The 19,580-nt window shown below is 71.0% G+C and carries 14 protein-coding genes; 5 read left to right on the forward strand and 9 right to left on the reverse strand.

The genetic code is table 11. The features are described from left to right. Positions 1-56: 56 nt before the first annotated feature. Both RBJ65_RS38130 and RBJ65_RS38135 read right to left on the reverse strand, forming a co-directional pair. Positions 57-1,025, reverse strand: coding sequence for a hypothetical protein (locus tag RBJ65_RS38130; protein WP_306319368.1), 969 nt, complete (start codon positions 1,023-1,025; stop codon positions 57-59). After that, positions 1,022-4,603, reverse strand: coding sequence for a DNA polymerase III subunit alpha (locus tag RBJ65_RS38135; RefSeq protein WP_306319369.1), 3,582 nt, complete (start codon positions 4,601-4,603; stop codon positions 1,022-1,024). The genes RBJ65_RS38130 and RBJ65_RS38135 overlap by 4 nt, the downstream gene beginning before the upstream one ends. 205 nt (positions 4,604-4,808) lie before the next feature. Here RBJ65_RS38135 and RBJ65_RS38140 point away from each other — a divergent pair, with 205 nt between their 5' ends. Further along, on the forward strand, positions 4,809-5,852 hold the full coding sequence (locus RBJ65_RS38140; protein WP_306319370.1) for a DUF3533 domain-containing protein: 1,044 nt from the start codon (positions 4,809-4,811) through the stop codon (positions 5,850-5,852). Beyond that, complete coding sequence (locus RBJ65_RS38145) at positions 5,849-6,502, forward strand: acetate uptake transporter (RefSeq protein WP_306319371.1); 654 nt, start codon at positions 5,849-5,851, stop codon at positions 6,500-6,502. The genes RBJ65_RS38140 and RBJ65_RS38145 overlap by 4 nt, the downstream gene beginning before the upstream one ends. Positions 6,503-6,541: 39 nt before the next feature. On the opposite strand, the gene adhE is transcribed toward RBJ65_RS38145, so the two are convergent. The 5 genes from adhE to RBJ65_RS38170 form a co-directional block, all read right to left on the reverse strand. Next, positions 6,542-9,154 carry a bifunctional acetaldehyde-CoA/alcohol dehydrogenase gene (gene adhE, locus RBJ65_RS38150; RefSeq protein ID WP_306319372.1) on the reverse strand — a complete coding sequence of 871 codons (2,613 nt, stop codon included), beginning with the start codon at positions 9,152-9,154 and terminating at the stop codon, positions 6,542-6,544. Between the two features lie 271 nt (positions 9,155-9,425). Continuing rightward, on the reverse strand, positions 9,426-10,508 hold the full coding sequence (locus RBJ65_RS38155) for a S1 family peptidase (RefSeq protein ID WP_306319373.1): 1,083 nt from the start codon (positions 10,506-10,508) through the stop codon (positions 9,426-9,428). Between the two features lie 232 nt (positions 10,509-10,740). Beyond that, complete coding sequence (locus tag RBJ65_RS38160; RefSeq protein WP_306319374.1) at positions 10,741-11,691, reverse strand: slipin family protein; 951 nt, start codon at positions 11,689-11,691, stop codon at positions 10,741-10,743. A 189-nt stretch (positions 11,692-11,880) separates the two neighbouring features. Next, positions 11,881-12,783 carry a S1 family peptidase gene (locus tag RBJ65_RS38165; protein ID WP_306319375.1) on the reverse strand — a complete coding sequence of 301 codons (903 nt, stop codon included), beginning with the start codon at positions 12,781-12,783 and terminating at the stop codon, positions 11,881-11,883. Positions 12,784-12,957: 174 nt separating this feature from the next. Beyond that, the gene (locus RBJ65_RS38170) at positions 12,958-14,160 is read right to left on the reverse strand and encodes a DUF5685 family protein (protein ID WP_306319376.1); all 1,203 of its coding nucleotides are present in this window, start codon (positions 14,158-14,160) and stop codon (positions 12,958-12,960) included. A 329-nt stretch (positions 14,161-14,489) separates the two neighbouring features. Between RBJ65_RS38170 and RBJ65_RS38175 the strand changes: the two genes are divergently transcribed. Continuing rightward, positions 14,490-14,942, forward strand: coding sequence for a cell division protein SepF (locus RBJ65_RS38175; protein WP_306319377.1), 453 nt, complete (start codon positions 14,490-14,492; stop codon positions 14,940-14,942). A gap of 31 nt (positions 14,943-14,973) precedes the next feature. Here the strand turns inward: RBJ65_RS38175 and RBJ65_RS38180 are convergent, their stop codons facing one another. Beyond that, positions 14,974-16,596: an MFS transporter gene (locus RBJ65_RS38180; RefSeq protein ID WP_306319378.1), complete on the reverse strand. Its 1,623-nt coding sequence runs from the start codon at positions 16,594-16,596 to the stop codon at positions 14,974-14,976. Between the two features lie 231 nt (positions 16,597-16,827). On the opposite strand from RBJ65_RS38180, the gene RBJ65_RS38185 reads away from it, so the two are divergent. Together RBJ65_RS38185 and RBJ65_RS38190 are read left to right on the forward strand one after the other, a co-directional pair. Next, positions 16,828-17,982 carry a hypothetical protein gene (locus RBJ65_RS38185; RefSeq protein WP_372341287.1) on the forward strand — a complete coding sequence of 385 codons (1,155 nt, stop codon included), beginning with the start codon at positions 16,828-16,830 and terminating at the stop codon, positions 17,980-17,982. 222 nt (positions 17,983-18,204) lie between these two features. Further along, positions 18,205-19,194 carry a phosphatase PAP2 family protein gene (locus RBJ65_RS38190; RefSeq protein ID WP_306319380.1) on the forward strand — a complete coding sequence of 330 codons (990 nt, stop codon included), beginning with the start codon at positions 18,205-18,207 and terminating at the stop codon, positions 19,192-19,194. Positions 19,195-19,309: 115 nt separating this feature from the next. Here the strand turns inward: RBJ65_RS38190 and RBJ65_RS38195 are convergent, their stop codons facing one another. Continuing rightward, positions 19,310-19,525: an I78 family peptidase inhibitor gene (locus RBJ65_RS38195; RefSeq protein ID WP_306319381.1), complete on the reverse strand. Its 216-nt coding sequence runs from the start codon at positions 19,523-19,525 to the stop codon at positions 19,310-19,312. Positions 19,526-19,580 lie beyond the last annotated feature (55 nt).

Genomic DNA, 19,580 nt, shown 5'->3' on the forward strand with positions numbered 1-19,580 from the left:
CGGCGCTTGAGGAGCGGGGTCCGGGGCAGAGCCCCGAGGCCGCAACCACGGGAGGGTCAGGCCGCCGCAGGGCGCACCGCGTCCGGACCGTACTTGGTCCGGGCGCGGTCGACGACCTCCTCGATGCGACGCGCCCGCTCATCCGCCGGATCGAACAACAACTGCCGCGGCGCCCGCTCACCCGCAACCAACCTCTCGGCCCGCACCGCGAGAGCCCGCACCCGCGCCCGCTGCAACCCCAACCGCTCATGCAGCTCGTACACGACCCCGGTCAACGTAGGCGTATGGTCCGACGCCTCGCGGAGCGTACGCGTACGCACAGTCGTCGTACGGTCCGCATACCGCACGGTCAGCGTGAGCGCACCCGCCGCCTGCCCCTCCCCCCGCAACCGCAACCCCACCCGGTCGGCCAGCGCCAGCAACGCCGCCCGCTGCCGCTCCCGGTCCAACTCATCGCCCGGAAACTCGTGTTCGACGCGGATCGAGCGGGCCGGCGCCTCCGGCACCACCGGCGTCGGATCGACCCCAAGGGCCGCGTCCCGCAACCGCCGCCCGGCCGCGGCGCCGAGAATCCGTTGCAGCGTGCCGAGCGGCGCGGCGGCGATCCTGCCGACGCTGTCCAGGCCGTACGAGGAGAGGGTGCGCGCGGTCGCGGGCCCGACGCCGTGCAGCGCGGCGGCGGGCTTGTGCGCGAGGAAGGCGGTGACGGCGTCCAGGTCGTCGGGCAGTTCCCGCACCGCGGACGGCGGCCCGTCGGCGGCGACCATCCTGGCCAGCATCGGATTCGCGGCGACCCCGACGGTCGACCGGAGCCCGTACAGGCCCCCGGTCCTGGCCCGGATCCGCTCGGCGAGCCCCACCGCGTCCGTACCGAAGTACCGCAGGCCGCCGGTGACATCGGCGAACGCGGCGTCCGGCGGCAGCGCCTGCACGAGGGGCGTGAACTCGGCGAGCAGCCCGAGCAGCCGCAAGTAGAGCTGCTCGTCCACGAGTTCATGAAAGTGCACGTACAAAACCTGCGTCATCCCGCACTCCCCGGACTCTGATGCCACAACTTGCGGCCCCGGCCCTGCTTGACGGATTCGCCGGCCGGCCGCAGATCCGCCCAGGGATGCAGGTCGTAACCGGTCTCCAGACGGATGCTGCGCTCACCCACCGCGCCACCGCCCGCCACGCCACCGCCCGCCACGCCGCCGCCCACCGCGCCACCGCCCGCCACGCCGCCACCCGCCACGTCTCCGCCCACCGCGCCGCCGCCCGCCGCGGGCCGCTCCTCGGTGAGCCGCTCCGTCACCGCCGACAGCCCTCCCGTGCGCCGCAGTTCGGCGAGTTCGGCCAGGTCCCACGCGGCGGCCCCGGTGACGGAGAGCGCCTTGCCGCTGCCGCCGCCGCGCCGCTGCACCACTCCTCGTACGAGGAGCAGCCAGGCGTGGAAGACGGTGTGCGCGGCCGCGTCGTGGCTGTCCTCGAAGAACGCGCAGTCGACAAGCCCGGACGTGTCGTCGAGGGTCGTGAAGATGACGCGCTTGCCGGAGCGGACCGGCGGCGTCTGCACGGCGCCCTTCGCCCCGGCGACGAGGACGACCTGTCCGTGCGGCAGGTCGCGCAGCCGCCGCGCGTCGACGACGCCCAGTTCGTCGAGCAACTCCCGGTGTTCGCCGAGGAGATGGCGCGAGGTGTCCATGCCGAGCACGCCGAGCTCGGCGCCGAGCCGTTCGACGTCGTCGAGATCGGGCAACTGGGCCGGGGCGACCTCGGCGGGCCCGCCACCCGTTTCACCGAGCGCCAACTGCCCCTGCGCACCACCCCGTTGCCCCTTGCTCAGCTCAGCGATGTGCAGCATCAGATCCCGCCGGTTGCGCCCGAACGCGTCCAACGCGCCCACCTGCGCGAGCCGTTCGGCCACCGGTCGCGACGGCCGGGCCCGGGAGACGAAGTCCTGGAGCGAGACGTAGGGGCGCCCCGCGACGATCCGCTCCGCCTCGGCCTCGCTCATGCCGCGTACGTCGGCGAGCGCGAGCCGGAGGCCGTGCACGGAGCGGCCACCACCGTCCGGATCAGACACCAGTTCGATTCGATAGGCCGCGTCCGACGCGTTCACATCCAGCGCAAGCACCGGCACCCCCCACCGCCGCGCGTCCGCGAGCAGCAGCCGCTTCGGGTACATGCCGGGATCGTGCGTGAGCAGCCCCGCGTAGAACGCGGCCGGATGGTGCGCCTTCAGCCACGCCGACTGGTAGGAGGGCACGGCGAACGCCACGGCGTGCGCCTTGCAGAACCCGTACGCGCCGAACGCCTCGACGATCTCCCAGGTCCGCGCCACGACCTCCTCCGCGTATCCGCGCTCGCGCGCCCGCCGCGCGAACCAGGCCCGCACCCGCCCGACCTGGTCCGCCTTCGACAGGGCCCGCCGCGTGTAGTCGCCGAAGGCGAGGCTGCACCCGGTCATGACGTGCAGGATCCGGATGATCTGCTCGTGGAAGACGACCACGCCGCACGTCTCCTCCAGCGCCCCCTTCAGGTCCTCGTGCGGGTACGCGGGCGCCTGCTTGCCGTGCCGCGCCTTGATGAACGGGTCGACCATGTTGGCCGCGACGGGGCCCGGCCGGAACAGCGAGATGTCCACGACCAGGTCGTGGAAGGTCTCGGGCTGCAGCCGCGCCAACAGGTCGCGCTGGCCAGGCGACTCGGTCTGGAAGACGCCCAACGTCTGTGAGGACTTGATGAGTTGATACGTCTTCGGGTCGCCGGGCGGCACCTGCGCCGGGTCGTCCAGGTCCACCCGCGCACCCGACACCCGCTCGACCTCGGCGACCGAGTGCGCCATCGCGGACTGCATCCGCACCCCGAGGACGTCGAGCTTGAGCAGGCCGAGGTCCTCCACGTCCTCCTTGTCGAACTGGGACATGGGAAAGCCCTCCGTGCTGGTCGGCACGACCGGCGTGCGCCCCAGCAGGGTGGTGTCGGAGAGCAGCACCCCGCACGGGTGCATGGCGATCCCCCGCGGCAGCGCGTCGAGCGCCTCGACCAGGTCCCACATCCTGCTCCCGCCGTACGCCTCCGGGTCGATGCCGCGCAGCTCCGGCAGCTCCTGGAGCGCGGAGCGGGCGTCGCGGGCGCGGATGTGCGGGAAGGACTTCGCGAGCCGGTCCACCTCGTCCGGCTCCATGCCGAGGGCGAGGCCCACGTCCCGTACGGCATGGCGGACCCGGTAGGTCTCCGGCATGGACACGGTCGCCACCCGCTCGGGCCCGAAGCGGTCCAGGATCGCCCGGTAGACCTCCAGGCGGCGGGCGGACTCCACGTCGATGTCGATGTCGGGCAGCTCCATGCGCTGCTCGGACAGGAAGCGCTCCATGAGCAGCCCGTGTTCGACCGGGTCGGCGGTCGCGATGCCGAGCAGGTGGTTGACGAGCGAGCCCGCGCCCGAGCCGCGCGCGGCGACCCGGATACCCAACTCCCGGGTGTCCTGCACCACTTGAGCGACCGTCAGGAAGTACGAGGCGTAGCCCTGACGCTCGATGAGGCGCAGCTCGTCCTCCAGTCGGTCCCAGTAGCGGCGCTTGTAGTCGTAGCGGCGCGCCAGCATCGCGGCGGCGCAGCGCGAGCGCAGGACCCGGTCGGGGGTGCGGCGGGCGGCGCCGACGAGGTCCGGTTCGGGGAAGTGGACGCGGCCGAGCCCCAGGTCGTCCTCGGGGTCGACCCGGCAGGCGGCGGCGGTGTCCTCGGTGACGACGAGGAGGCGGCGCGCGGTGTTGCCGCGGTATCCGGCGGCCTCGGAGACCTGGAGGGCGATGTCGGCCATGTCCTTCGCGGGCTTGAGCCACCGTTCGCCGCTGTCGAGCGCGGCGCGCTGGTCGATCGGCACGAGTCGGCGGGCGGAGTCGAGGACGTCGGCGACCGGGCCCTGTCCGGGGTCTGCGTAGCGGACGGCGTTGCTGAGTACGGGGAGGATCCCCTGGTCGGCGGCGAATCCGAGGGAGCGGGCGGCGTGCCGCAGCGAGCCGAAGCCGGTGCCGCTCAGGCCGTGGCAGACGACCTCGACGCGCAGCGCCGCGCTCCCGTACCGCTCCCGCCAGGGCGCGAGCAGCCGGGCGGCGCGGTCCGGGCGTCCGGCGGCGAGCGCGCGGCCGACGTCCGAGTCGGGTCCGAGGAGTACGAAGGCGGGGCCGCGGTCGTGGCCCTCCCCCAGCGAGTCCCAGGGCAGCAGCGGCCGGCGGTCGGTCCCCGCGTCCCGGTGCGCGGCGGTGACGAGGCGGCACAGTTCGGCCCAGCCGGCCGCGCCGTCCCGTGCGAGGAAGGTCACGCGCTGCGCCGACTCGTCGACGAACGCGCCGCCGCGCGCAGGGGTGCGCCGCCGCTCGGTGCGCTCGGCCGCCTCCACGGGGGCCGCGACCGCCAGATCGACCCCGAACAGCGGCCGGATCCCGGCCCGGCCCGCGGCCTTCGCGAAGCGGACGGCGCCGCCGAGGGTGTCGCGGTCGGTCAGGGCGAGCGCGTCGAGCCCGCGCGCGGCGGCCTGTTCGGCGAGCGCGTCCGGGTGCGAGGCCCCGTAGCGCAGGGAGAAGCCTGAGGCGGTGTGCAGATGCGTAAAGCCCCGCATCCGAACCACCTCGCCACTACTCCCCCCTCTGTCCGACCTGTCAGGCCTGTACGACCTGCCACACCAGCCCCATCAGGGCCGATGCCCTCACCGTAAACCATGTTCGAATATCTGTGCGAGTCGAAACGGTCACCCGAAACCGGCCACCCACTCGTTCGGCCCACCCCGACTGCATGAGCCGGGGCCTCGCCCGAGCGTTGAGGACATGAAGTTCGCCGAAGAGTTCAGAAACGCCGTCACCCCCAGAGCCGCGCTCCTCGTCATCGGCGTCCTGGCTCTCCAGCTCCTCTTCATCACCTCGTACGTGGGGGCGCTGCACAGTCCGAAGCCGAAGGACGTCGCGTTCGGCGTCGTCGCGCCGCAGCCCGCGGCGGCGAAGCAGCTCGCCGCGCAGCTGGACCAGCTGCCGGGCTCCCCGCTCGACGCGCGGGTGGTCAAGGACGCGAAGACGGCCCGCGAGCAGGTCCTGAACCGGGAGATCGACGGCGCCCTCGTGTTCAACGCGAAGACGCCCCGGGACACCCTCTACGTCGCGTCCGGCGGCGGCACCGTCCTGGCCTCCTCGCTCCAGGGCCTGGCCACCACGATCGACGCGCAGCAGCAGCGCACGGTGAAGACCGTCGACGTGGCGCCCGCCTCGGAGCAGGACTTCGACGGGCTCTCGGCGTTCTATCTCGTCGTCGGGTGGTGTGTCGGCGGCTATCTGTGCGCCTCGATCATGTCGATCAGCGCCGGGTCCAAGCCCGCGAGCCCGCAGCGCGCGGCGATCCGGCTCGGCTCGCTCGCGGTCTTCTCGATCGTGGGCGGCATCGGCGGCTCCCTGATCATCGGCGACTCGATCCTGGGCGCGCTGCCGGGCTCCTTCTGGGGCCTGGCGGGGCTCGGCGCCCTGGTCACCTTCGCGGTCGGCGCGATCACCCTCGCCCTGGAGGAACTCACCGGCGTCGTCGGCATCGGCCTGGCCGTCCTGCTGATCGTCGTCGCGGGCAACCCGAGCGCGGGCGGCGCCTTCCCGCTGCCGATGCTGCCGCCGTTCTGGCAGGCGATCGGCCCCTGGCTGCCACCGGGCGCGGGCACCTGGGCGGCCCGCTCCATCGCCTACTTCAAGGGCAATGACCTCACCCAGTCGATGCTCGTCCTGGCTGCGTGGGCCGTGGTCGGCGTGCTCGGGACGCTGCTCGTGGCGGGGCTGCGCGAGAAGAAGCGGGGTGCCGCAGCGAAGGCCCCGGAGACGGAGCCCGCCGTATGAACTTCCCGCACCGCTCGGGCCCTGCCGCCCAGGCCAGCTCCGTCAAGCGCATGGAGCCGACCGCGCAGGCCCAGCTCGGCCCGCTCGGCCTGACCGGCTTCATCGTCGTCACGATGATCGCCACCGGTATCGACGCCGGTGTCTTCCCGGAGAAGCTGGCGGCGGGCGACGTCCCCACGGTCGGCTTCTTCATCGGCGGCCTCGCCCAGCTCCTCGCGGGCCTCTTCCAGGCGCAGCGCGGCGACACCTGGCACGCCACGGTGTTCGGCGGCTTCGGCCTGTTCTGGATGGCGAAGGCGCTGATGCTCCAGTGGGTGCTGCCGTCCCTCGATCCCTCGCTGCGCGGCGACACGATGGGCCTGTTCACGCTGCCCTGGGTGTTCGTGGTCTTCGTGCTGTGGCTGGCGAGCTGGCGCATCCACCTGGTGCTGCTGCTCACGTTCAGCTGTGTGCTCGTCGTCTTCGTCGCGATGACCTGCAACGGCTTCACGGGCCTCGTCGGCTGGAACCGCGTCGCGGGCTGGTTCGGGCTCGCCGCGACGGCCGGGGCGCTGTATCTGCTGGCCGGGCAGGTGATGGCGTCGACGTGGGGCCGCCCGGTCCTTCCGATGGGCCGCTTCCTGGCACCGCAGGAGCCCGCCGAGTCGTGACCTGACACGACCCGACGGGCTCGGCGGGGGCGGGGAGCGTTACGCGATGGTGTTCCCGTAGTACGCCTGCCGCATCAGCCGCCGCATGTCGTCGATCATCGGCATCCGCGGGTTGGCGGGCGCGCACTGGTCGGCGTAGGCGTTCATGGCCTGCTGCGGCAGCGCCGCCATGAACTCCCGCTCATCGACGCCCTCTTCCTTGAACGAGGCCGGGATCCCGCACCGCTCACGCAGTTCCTCGACGGCCTTCGCGTACGACTCCACGCCCTCCTCGGGAGTGGCCGCCGGCAGGCCGAGCGTCCTGGCGATGTCCTGGAGCCGCTCGGGCGCCTTGTACGTCTCGGCCTTCGGCCACGGCGTCGCCTTGTACGAGACGGTGCCGTTGTGCCGGATGACGTGCGGAAGCAGCAGCGCGTTGGTGCGGCCGTGCGCGACGTGGAAGGTGTTGCCGAGGGTGTGCGCCATCGCGTGGACCAGGCCCAGGAAGGCGTTGGCGAAGGCCATGCCCGCGATGGTCGAGGCGTTGTGCATCTTCTCGCGCGCCTCGGGGGCCCTGGCGCCGTCCTTCACACACGCTTCCAGGTTCTCGAAGATGAGCTTGATGGCCTGGAGGCACTGGCCGTCGGTGAAGTCGTTCGCGTACACGGAGACGTACGCCTCGGTGGCGTGGGTCAGCGCGTCGAAGCCGGAGTCGGCGGTCACGGTCGGCGGCAGGTTCATCGGCAGCATCGGGTCGATGATCGCCACGTTCGGGGTGAGCGCGTAGTCGGCGAGCGGGTACTTCTGGGCGGCGGCCGGGTCGGAGATGACGGCGAAGGGCGTGACCTCGGAGCCCGTCCCCGACGTGGTCGGTATCGCGACCAGCTTCGCCTTCTCCCCCAACTGCGGGAACTTATAAGCCCTCTTGCGGATGTCGAAGAACTTCTCCTTCGTGTCCGCGAACTCGATCTCCGGGTGCTCGTACATCAGCCACATGATCTTCGCGGCGTCCATCGGCGAACCACCGCCCAGCGCGACGATCGTGTCCGGCCCGAAGTCCCGCATCGCGGCGGCGCCCGCCTGCACGGTGGCCAGCTCAGGGTTCGGCTCGACGTTGTCGATGACCTGCAACGTCACCGCGGTGGGCCGGGAGTTGAGGATGTCGCTGATCTTCTGTACGAAGCCGATGGCGCCCATCGTCTTGTCGGTGACGACGGTGACGCGGTGCACGTCGTCCATCTCGGCGAGGTACTTGACGGCGCCCCGCTCGAAGTAGATCTTCGGCGGGATCTTGTACCACTGCATGTTGGTGTTGCGCCGCCCGATCCGCTTGATGTTGACGAGGTTGACCGCGGAGACGTTGTTGGAGACCGAGTTGTGGCCGTAACTGCCGCAGCCCAGGGTCAGCGACGGGAGGAACGCGTTGTAGACGTCGCCGATGCCGCCGAAGGTGGACGGCGAGTTGACGATGACGCGGATCGCCTTGACGCGGCGCCCGAACTCCTCGGCCAGCTCCTCGTCCTCGGTGTGGATGGCGGCGGAGTGCCCGAGCCCGTTGAACTCGACCATTTCGGCCGCCAGTTGGAGCCCGTGCTCGGTGTCGCGCGCCTTCAGCGCGGCGAGCACCGGGGAGAGCTTCTCGCGGGTGAGCGGCTCGTTCGGGCCGACCTCCGCGCACTCGGCGACGAGGATCGAGGTGTCGTCGGGGACCTCGAAACCGGCCTGTTCGGCGATCCAGCTCGCGGACTTGCCGACGACGGAGGCGTTGAGCCTGGCACCCGCGCAGTCACTGCCGTGCGCCGTCGCCCCGAAGACGAACTCCTCCAGCTCGGCCTTCTCGGCGGCCGTCACCACGTACGCCTTCAGCCGCCGCAACTCGGCGACCCCGTCCTCGTAGACCTCCTGGTCGAGGATGACGGCCTGCTCGGAGGCGCAGATCATGCCGTTGTCGAAGGCCTTGGAGAGCACGATGTCGTGGATGGCGCGGCCCAGCTTGGCGTCCTTCGCGACGTACGCGGGTACGTTGCCGGCGCCGACGCCGAGGGCGGGCTTTCCGCACGAGTAGGCGGACTTGACCATGGCGTTTCCGCCGGTGGCGAGGATCGTGGAGACGCCCTCGTGGTTCATGAGCAGCCCCGTCGCCTCCATCGACGGCTCCTCGATCCACTGCACGCAGTGCTCCGGGGCACCGGCCTCGATCGCCGCGTCGCGCACGATGCGGGCGGCCTCGGCGGAGCACTTCTGGGCGCTGGGGTGGAAGGCGAAGACGATCGGGTTACGGGTCTTCAGGGCGATCAGCGCCTTGAAGATGGTGGTGGAGGTGGGGTTGGTGACCGGGGTCATCGCGCAGATGACGCCGACCGGTTCGGCGATCTCGGTGATGCCGTTGATCTCGTCGCGGGAGATGACACCGGCCGTCTTCAGGCCGCGCATCGAGTTCACGACGTGCTCGCAGGCGAAGAGGTTCTTGACCGCCTTGTCCTCGAACAGGCCGCGACCCGTCTCCTCGACGGCGGCCCGCGCCAGGTCGCCGTGGTGGCTGAGCGCCGCGAGCGACGCCTTTTTGACGATGTGGTCGACCAGCTCCTGGTCGTACGTCTCGAACGTCGCGAGCGCCTCCCGCGCTCCAGCGACCAGTTCGTCGACCGTCCCCTCGACACTCTCGACACCCACGGCAGGCTCCCCTTTTCACACCTTTTCGCTGATGCCTCAATTCCACACCTTTACGCTCCGCTGAGGGGCCGGAGAATGTCCTCGCCGCACGGGACCAAGGTCCCGGCCCACCTCACCCGGGACGACCGATTCCCTCTCTGACCTGCATGGACATCTAGGGACCTTCGACCCTTGCCCACTTGTGAAAGTTTTCACAAGAATTCGCGAAAAGCCCCGCCCCCGGTTTCCGGGGGCGGGGCACAAGGGGCGGAGGCCGCCCGAAGCGTTCCGGTCAGCCGATTTCCGTGCCCGTGGCGGAGAGCGCCTCCGTCACCGGCTGGAAGAACGTCTCGCCGCCCGCGGAGCAGTCGCCGCTGCCGCCGGAGGTGAGGCCGATCGCCGAGTCGCCGGAGAAGAGGGAGCCGCCGCTGTCACCGGGCTCGGCGCAGACGTCGGTCTGGATGAGGCCGTTGACGACGTCGCCGTTGCCGTAGTTCACGGTGGCGTCCAGGCCCTTCACCGTGCCGTCGTGCACCTGCGTGGTGGAGCCGGAGCGGGTCACCTGCATGCCGACGGTGGCCTCCGCGGCCTTGGTGATCTGCTGCGCGGAGCCGTTGTAGAGGTTGACCTCGCTGGGGTGCTCGACGTCGGCCGAGTACTTCACCAGGCCGTAGTCGTTGTCCGGGAAGCTGGAGTCGGCGTTCGAGCCGATCTCCTGCCCGTTGGAGTCCGACCACGTGGTGATGGCTTCGGTGCAGTGGCCCGCCGTGAGGAAGAACGGCTCGCCGCCCTTGGTCACGTTGAAGCCGAGGGAGCAGCGGCTGCCGCCGCCGGTGATGGCGTCGCCGCCCGCGATGAAGGGCTTGAACTCGCCCTGGCTGCGCTTGAGTTCGGCCTTGCCGCCGAGCTTCTCGACGACTCCGCTGAGCTGGCTCCAGTCGGCGCCCTTGACCGTGCGGTCGGCGGTGACGACGACCTTGTTGGTGGCGGGGTCGACGGCCCAGGAGGTGCCCGGGATGGTCGCGTCCTGCTTCAGGGCGGTGCGCGCGCTCTTCAGCTCGGCCAGCGAGTTCTGGACGACTCTGGCCTTCGCGCCGGCGGCCTCGGCCGCCTCGGCGGCGTCGCCGTTGAGGACGTTGACCACGAGCTGCTTGGTCTTGGCGTCGTAGTAGCTGCCCGCCGAGTTCGCGCCCAGGTCCTTCGTCAGGGACGAGGCGAGCGTTCCGGCCTTGGCGACCGAGAGGGTCCGAGGGGCCAGGTCCGGGGTGTCGGTGCTGGCGTTCGCGGTCTGGAAGGTGATGCCCGCGGCGGCAAGGGCGAAGATTCCCGCTCCGGCCACGGCGGCACGCCGCTTGGGTATGCGTCGGTGCTTCAACTCACGTCCTCCTGTGGGGGGTTGGGATTCCGGTTCGGGTGGGGCCGAGACCGGATCCGTGAGGCTGACTGGGCCACTATCCCGACCGTCACAGGGAGCACACAAGGTCGACTTCTGGACGCGCGTTCGCCAACCCCCGCGCCCCCTTCACGACTTGGGCGCACGCCCAGGACCACACGTCGATCGCTGCCGCAAACACTGCGCGCGCCCGGCGATGGGCGGAGGGTGAGGTCTACTCCTGTCCGGAATTCGCCGTTGGCCGCCCGCCGGTTACCCCGGGTTCGGTGGCTTCTGCCGCCTTCCGCTCCTCGAAAGCGGGTGCGGGCGCGGGTGCGGACGTTGACGTCTTCGCCTCGGTGAGCCCCGGCAGCGCGCTCTCGGTGAGCTGGGAGACGGCCGCCTCCGCCGCGTGCGCCGCGTCCCCTGGCGTGGCCCGCTCAAGGAAGCGCAGCAGCTCGACCGGGAACGGCAGCACCAGCGTCGAGTTCTTCTCGGCCGCGACCGCCACCACGGTCTGCAGCAGCCGCAGTTGGAGAGCCGCGGGCTGATCGGACATCACCCCGGCCGCCTCGGCGAGCTTCTTCGACGCCTGCAACTCGGCGTCGGCGTTGATGACCCGGGCCCGCCGCTCACGGTCGGCCTCGGCCTGCCGGGCCATCGAGCGCTTCATGGTCTCCGGCAGCGATACGTCCTTGATCTCGACGCGGTCGATCTGCACACCCCAGCCGACGGCCGGGCTGTCGATCATCAACTCCAGCCCCTGGTTGAGCTTTTCGCGGTTGGAGAGCAGGTCGTCGAGGTCGCTCTTGCCGATGATGGAGCGCAGCGAGGTCTGCGCCATCTGCGAGACGGCGAACCGGTAGTCCTCGACCTGCACCACGGCCTCGGCGGCGTCGACCACCTTGAAGTAGATGACGGCGTCCACCCGCACCGTCACGTTGTCCCGCGTGATGCCGTCCTGCGCGGGCACCGGCATCGTCACGATCTGCATGTTGACCTTACGGATCCGGTCCACGATCGGCACGATCATCGTGAACCCGGGACCGCGCACGGACCGGGTGAGCCGGCCGAGCCGGAACACCACCCCGCGTTCGTACTGCTTGACGACCCGCGCCGCCGACATCACGTAGACCGCTCCGGCGCATGCGACGGTCACTCCCGCCGCCACCAGTTCCTCGACCATCTCACGGCCCCCCAGGGTCCGAAGTGGGCGCAAAAGGCGTGTACTTCGAAGGTAAACCCGTAAGGGACACATAGGGAGAGTCCCCGCCGGGCCGAGTTGGTCCGACGGGGACTCCCACTGCTGGCTGCGCCCGCGGAACGTACCCGCGGGGTGGTGCTGCTCGATCAGTGACGGATCATCCGGGACGGATCAGTAGACGCTCACGCCGTACGCGCTGAGCGCCTCGGTCACCGGCTGGAAGAACGTCGTACCGCCGGAGGAGCAGTTGCCGCTGCCGCCCGACGTGAGGCCGTACGCGGTGGAACCGCCGTACAGCGGGCCGCCGGAGTCGCCGGGCTCGGCGCAGACCGTGGTCTGGATGAGGCCGGAGACGATGTCGCCGCCGCCGTAGTTCACGGTGGCGTTGAGCGCGGTGACCCGGCCGCTGTGGATGCCGGTGGTGGAGCCGCGCCGGGTGACGGTGGTGCCCACGGACGGCGTGGCGGCGCGCGTGATGTCCACGCTGCCGACGGTGCCGGGGTGGGTGACCCCGCTCGCGTACTTGACGATGCCGTAGTCGTTGCCGGGGAAGCTGGATCCGGAGGTGGAACCGATGGTGGTGGAGTGCGAGGAGTTGGACCACCAGGTTCCCGCGCCGTCGGTGCAGTGCCCGGCGGTGAGGAAGTAGTAGGTCCCGGCGCTGTTGCGGACGTTGAACCCCAGTGAGCAGCGCCAACTGCTCGCGTAGATGGCGTCGCCGCCGGATATCAGCTTCTTGAAGGTGCCTGCCGTGCGCTCGATCTTGAGGGCGCCGGCGGTGTCGCCGGCCTCCTTCTTGATCTTGTTGATCTCGGCCTGCGAGACCGTGCTGTCGACGGTGACGACGACCTGCTTGGTCTTGGCGTCGACGGCCCAGGCGGTGCCGGCGACGTCGGCGGAGCGCACCGCGTCACGGGTCTGCGTGAGTTCTGAGGCGCTGAACGTGTGCGACGCGTCGGACGCACTGGCGGAGGGAATCGCGAATGCTGCCACGGCGAGCAGACCGGAGCCGACGGCGATCAGCCGGGTCGATCTGGCTCTGCCACTGCGGGGGGTGCTGCGCTTGATCCTCACTTGCTCGTTCCTCCCGTAGGGAAGTCGGGGGCCCTCGTGGGGATGGGGCCCGTGAGGCGCAGTCAGGGTCCGCGCGACGGTCCGGATTCCGAACACGCCGTGCTCCTGACAATCGCTGACGGAAGATTCGCCGGTGGAGGCGCCGTGCACAAGAGCGGCTTTCGGACGACCGGTTCAGGCGCCGCAGTCGCAGCACGAGCAGCAATCACAGCAGTCGCAGCCATCGCAGTCGCAGCAGCAATCGCAACCGTCGCAGCCGTCCCGGCAGGCGCCCTCGCGCTTCTTGCCGGACCACGGCCCGTTGAACTCCTCGGCGCAGCACACCTGGCAGGTGCAGAAGAGCCCCGCCGCGACGGCGCAGCCGGCGAACAGCCCCCGCTTCTTGCCCTGCTTCGGGGACTTCGGCGGCTTCGGCGGCGCCCCGCCCGGGTCGTCACTCGGCGCGCCGGGGTCCGCGCCCGGCTCCGTGGTGGTGGCCTGCGTAGTGGTGGCCTCCGTAGTGGTGGCCTCCGTAGTGGTCGCGAACGCCCGGTCCACCGAGCGCCGCAGCTCGTGCGCGAGCAGCAGGTGCGCCAGCTTGTCGTCCACGAAGTCGACGTCGCGCAGCGCGAGCCGGATGCCGTGCAGGGCGTCGTCGGCGAGGCGGCGTGCCTCGTCGAGCGGGGTGCCGGTCGCGGTCAGCGGGTTCCAGGCACCGGATTCGGCGTCGGCCTCCCGGTCCTCGACGGCGTCGAGGAGGTGCGCGAGCCGCCCGAACAACCGGCCCACCTCGGCGAGCGGCTCCGCGTTGTCCGGCCGCCCGGCGAGCGTCGCGGTGTGCGCGAAGGCGGCGGCGGTCGCGGTCTCGGTCGGCTCGGTCACGGCGAGCACCGGGGTGCCGGGCCCGGCCAGCGCCTCGACCCCGGCCTGCCGTTCGACGGCGTCGACGAGGACCGCCGTGTCGAACCCGACGTCAGTTGCGGTGCGGGCCCCGGCCCTTGTCCAGCTCGCGGCGACCTTCCGGGCGGCCGCGGCGACGGGCCTGCGCGCGAACAGTCCGTCCCGGTCGTCGACGTGGTCGCGCACCTTCGCCGACGCGAGCACCAGGGAGACGGCGGCGGCGAGCCGCGCCCCCTCGCCCTGCGCGACGGAGGCGGTGCGCATTCCCCGCAGCGGGCACGGCCCGGCCTGCCGCCGCCAGGCACCGGCATCCCCGGAGACCTCGCTCTGAGCCTCCGTCAGAACCGAGATGAGCAGGCCGTCGTAGTTGGTGACGACGCGGGCGAACTGCCCGTGGTCGCCGCGCAGCGCCAGACAGAGCCCGCAGAGGTGGGCCATCCACTGGGTCTTGAGGCTCTCGCCGAGCCGATGCGAGCAGGGCCGGACCATGCCGAACAAGATGACTCCCCCGTACGTCGAGTGACACGCCGTCAACTCGGCGGCGCCACCCCGGCATCGTATCGAGCCCTTGCGCGGCGATCTCGTTCACCCGTACGCACCCGAGGTCACCCATACGCCGTGAAGAATCATATTTCACTCACCATCAGCAGCCGTATCCCGTACAACCCTTGGAAACTCCGGGACAACGCGGGCCAGACTGTGCACCAGTACCGTCACGAAACCCCCGCGCAGCGGCTATCCCCTTGGCGCCGCGTCTGCATCATGGACGAACATTGGGGATGCACGACATGCGGAGCGCGGTGGAACCGCTGTGAGAGGAGGCGTCCATGGGATCGGTGCGCAAGGCGAGTGCCTGGCTTGGCCTCGTCGACGACAACGATGAAGAGCGTTACTACGACGACGACTACGACGAGGGGCCCGAGCCCGCCGCCGCCGGCAACGACGCGGCCTGGGTCACGGACCCGCGCGTGAAGGTCGCCGCCGAGGAGGCCCAGGAGAAGGGCCGCCGGATCGGCACGGTGACCCCCGACAGCTTCCGGGACGCGCGGCGCATCGGCGAGATGTTCCGGGACGGCGTCCCGGTCATCATGAACCTCACGGCGATGGAGCCGGCCGACGCCAAGCGCGTGGTGGACTTCGCCGCCGGGCTCATCTTCGGCCTGCGCGGTTCGATCGACCGGGTCGCGACCCGGGTGTTCCTGCTGAGCCCCGCCGACACCGAGATCGTCTCGGGCCGTGACGCGAAGGAACCGACGGACGGTTTCTTCAATCAGAGCTGAGCGGTTCGGGGCCCCGCACCCCCGAACCGCGTCACGCGGCGGACGACTCCGCCGGTGACGAAGCCCGCCGCGGCGCCGCGAGGTCCGCGTCGTCCGTCGCGGGCGCCTCGCACTCCATCCGCTTCGGCAGCCGCAGCGCGGCCAGCGCGCCAAGGAACAACAGGACGGCGCTGACGACGAGCGTGACGTGCAGTCCGTGCACGAACGCCGCCCGCGCCGCCTCCCGCAGTGCGTCCCCCGCCGCGCCCCCGAGCCGCGCGGCGATCTGGTAGGCCTCTCCCAGCGAGTGCCCCGCGGCGGTCGACGTGCCGTCGGAGACGCCCGGTACGTTGCCGAGGCCGGGCGCGTACGCCGCGTTCATGACCGAGCCGAGCAGCGCGATGCCCATGCCGGCGCCCAGTTGGTACGAGGTCTCGCCGATGGCGGCCGCGCCCCCGGCGTCGTCGGCGGGCGCCTCCGTGAGCATCGACTCGTAGGCCCCGAACAGGGTGGTCTGGAAGCCGAAGCCGAGCAGTATGAAGCCGAAGCCGAGCAGCCACGGCTTGTCCTGCTCGCCCATCGCGCAGAGCATCAGCACCGCGCAGGCGGTCAGCGCGAAGCCGGACGACACCATGGCGCGCGGGCCGAAGCGGCGCAGGTTCGCGGAGCCGATGATGCCCGCGGTCATCGCGGCGAAGGTCAGCGGCAGCATCCGCAGGCCGGTCTCAAGGGGGCTGAGGCCGAGCACCAGTTGCAGATACTGCACGGCGATCAGCTCCAGGCCGACCAGCGCGAGCATCGCGATGACGATGCAGCCGACGGACGTGGAGAACGCGGCCCGCGAGAACAGCCGCATGTCGATGAGCGGGTGCTCGCGGCGGCGCTGGCGGCGCACGAAGAGGACGAGCAGCAGGACTCCGGCGAGGAACGGCAGGACCGCCTCGGCGTCGAGCAGGTCGCGCTTGGTGCCGAGTTCCTTGATGCCGTAGACGACGCCGAGCACGCCGAGCGCGGCGAGCAGCGCGCCGAACAGGTCCCACGGACCGTCGCTGCGCCCCTTCGACTCGGGCACCAGGACCCGGCAGAGCGGCAGCATGATCAGCATCAGCGGGATGTTGATGAGGAAGACCGAACCCCACCAGAAGTGCTCGACGAGGAAGCCGCCGAGTACGGGTCCGGTGGCGGCGCCGACCGCGGCGACCGCGGTCCACACGCCGATCGCGACGGCCCGCTCGTGCCGGTCGGGGAAGACGTCGCGCAGGATCGACAGCGTCGCGGGCATGATCATGGCGCCGCCGATGCCGAGGATCGCGCGGGCCACGATGAGCACCTGCGCGGTGTCCGAGAACACGGCGAGCGCGGAGGCCGCGCCGAACAGGGCGTAGCCGAGCAGCAGGATCTTCCTGCGGCCGACCCGGTCGCCGAGCGTGCCGAACAGGATCAGCAGCGAGGCGCACACCAGCGGATACGCGTCACCGATCCACAGGAGCTCGACGGAGGTCGGCTTGAGGTCCTCGGTGACCGCGGGCAGCGCCACGTAGAGGATGGTCGAGTCGAGGGCGACCAGGAGGAGGCTCGTGCACAGGACGACGAGGACGACCCAACGATTGGTGCGGGTGCCCATGGCGGCCAGGCGACCGAGCGTGCGCCCGGAGGCCGTGTTCGTCCCGGACATGTACGTACCTCCCAGTGGTCCTCGCGTTCGGCGGATCCTCGGGTTGGGGATGTCCCTCGGTCTCCGGCTCGGGAAGAGCGGTCTCCCGGCCCCGCGGCGAAAGGCGAGTGAGCCGTCAGCGTACGCGAGTTCTCGCCAGTCTCACGTGGCGGACCTCTCAAGCCATCCATGAGGGGGTGTGGCGTGCACCACTTGAGGGACGAAGCCCTGCTGACGGGGCGCACGGGACGGATGTCGATAATCGGGTCCGTGACGGACGAGGACCACCATCCCTATCTACCCGCGCTGCGCCGAGCGGCACCCGCCCTGCTCGGATACGCGGCGGTGCGGGCGCTCGGCCTGCTCGTGCTCGCGGTGTGGAGCGCGGCGAACGGCAAGAGCGCGCACACCCTGCTCACGGCGCGCTGGGACTCGCTCTGGTACACGCGGATCGCCGAGCACGGCTACGGCTGGTCGGTGACGCTGCCCGACGGCACGGTCCACTCGAACCTCGCGTTCTTTCCGCTCCTTCCATGGCTCGAACGTTTCGGCGCGGCGGTGAGCCCGCTGTCGTACGCGGACGCGGGTCTGGCCGTGAGCCTGCTCGCCTCGCTGGCGGCGGCGTGGGGGATCTTCGCCGTGGGCGACCACCTGTACGGGAGGCGGGCGGGGGTCTGTCTCGCCGTGCTGTGGGGCGCGCTGCCCATCGGGATCGTGGCGTCGATGGCGTACAGCGAGGCGCTGTTCACGGCGCTCGCGGCGTGGGGCCTGTACGCGGTGCTGCGCCGGCACTGGGTGAGCGCGGGGCTGCTGGCCGCGCTCGCGGGGCTTACCCGGCCGATCGGGGCGGCCGTGGTGGCGGCGGTGTGGGTGGCTGCGGCGCTGTGGGTGGTGCGGGAGCGGCGGGCTTCATGGCGGCTCGTGCTCGGCGTGCTGCTGGCTCCGGCGGGCGCGGCGGCGTACGTGCTGTGGGTCGGGCGGCGGTCAGGGGGCGGGCTCTTCGGCTATCTCGACGTGCAGGCGCAGTGGGGCAACGGCTTCGACGGGGGCGCCGCCTTCGCGCGGTTCGTCGCCGACAAGTTCACGTCGCCGCTGGGCGCGCTGGCCGGGGTCGGCCTGATCGTCGGGGTCGCGCTGGTGATTTGGCTGTATGTGGCCGGGGTGCGGCAGCGGCAGCCGGTGCCGGTGCTCGTCTACACGGGCGTCATCGTCGTGCTCGCGCTGTGCGCCTCGGGGTACTTCGGCTCGAAGCCGCGGCTGCTGCTGCCCGCGTTTCCGCTGCTCCTTCCGCTCGCGGTGGCGCTCGCCCGGTGGCGTACGAGCGGTGCGGCGTGGGTACTTGGCGGTCTCGCAGCGTTGTCGGCGGTGTACGGAGCGTTCTGGCTGAACGGCTCGGGGCCGCCATGAGCGGTGTGTGACCGGCCAATTCCACAGGGGTATCAGGTGAACGCATTTATAAGAGCCGTATAACGAGCACCACAAACGATCTCTGAATTCGGGAATCTTTCCTTCCGGTCGGCCGAAATCAAGGGAATAACCGGCCACCTGAGATCAATCCCACATCACATCGTCATCACAAAGCCCCTGATTCGCGTCGGTCCACCTCTCGGTCGCTGTAGCGTCGATTGGGTGCGTACCGAACGAAACCTGACCCGTCGCCTTGAACGGGTCTTCGCCAGGCTCGACCGCGAGCCCGAACGACCGACCCATGTGGACATCCCCCACATGAGCCGGCACCGGGTCGTGCTCTTCGGCCTGACCCTGTCCTTCTACCTCACGATCGTGGTGGCGGTGGTCACCACGTCGTGGCTGGTCGCGGTCGACTGGCAGGTCATGTTCTTCCGGCCGTACCAGCAGTGGCCCGACATCCACGCCTTCCTCGACTACTGGGTGGTACTCGGCCAGCGCGGTCCGACGGCCGTGATGGTGACGGCGTGGCTGGGCTGGCGCTCCTGGCGGCAGCACACGCTGCGCCCGCTGCTGATGTTCGGCACGGCGCTGCTGCTGCTGAACGTGACGGTGGGCGCCGCCAAGTACGGCATGGGCCGCGCGGGCCCGCACTACGCGACGACCATCGGGTCGAGCGAGATGTGGCAGGGCGGCGACATATTCCCTTCGGGCCACACCGCGAACGCGGTGGTGACCTGGGGCATCCTCGCCTACCTGGCCTCCACCCCGAGGGCTCGGCGCTGGCTGTCCGCGGTCTCCGCGGTGATCTCCCTGAGCGTCGGCCTGACCACGGTCTACCTCGGTACGCACTGGCTGAGCGACGTGCTGCTCGGCTGGGCCGCGGGCCTGCTGATCCTGCTCGCGCTGCCGTGGTTCGAGCCGCTGGTGGCGCGCGCCGAGGCGTGGATCTTCGCCTGGCGGGACCGCTGGCGCGAGCGCCGCTCCGGCGCCCGGGTGCCACGGCCGGAGGCCGATCCCGTGCCGGTCCCCGCGATGGCACCGGCCCACGCGCGCGAGTCCGTGGGCGCCACCAGATCGAGCCGCCAGCTGCTCCCCCAGGGCCCGCACACCCCGCGCGGGGAGCGCACCCCGGTCACTCCGGCGGGCAGCCGCCGCCCGCCCACGGAGAGACTCACGCGCGGGACCCCGTCGACCAGGACGGCGTCCTAGCGCGGCCACCGACGGCGGGGCACGGTACGCACAACCAGCCCCGCACCGCGAAGGCCCCCGAACCCACCTGCGGGTTCGGGGGCCTTCGCACGTCCCGGGCGCATCCGGGAGGGGCTCAGCCCTTCCAGCAGCGCGTCACTCTGCCCTCGGTGACCTCGAAGTTCAGCCGGCCGCCCAGGTACTCCATGGTGATGATCGCGCCCGGCGGCAGCTGCCTGACGGTGGACCAGCCGCGGCCGCGGGCCTGCGACTCGGCGGCCTCGGCCTCCAGACCGAGGTATGCGTCCGTATTGTCCTGTGGTTCTGTCGGCGGGTCGGGAAAGGGTGCCATGCCGCCCACCGTAGGCCGCGCGTCACACTTTTGTCACAAGATCACGACAGTTGAC

This window comes from Streptomyces sp. KL109B, assembly GCF_030766935.1.
Classification (GTDB): Bacteria; Actinomycetota; Actinomycetes; order Streptomycetales; family Streptomycetaceae; genus Streptomyces.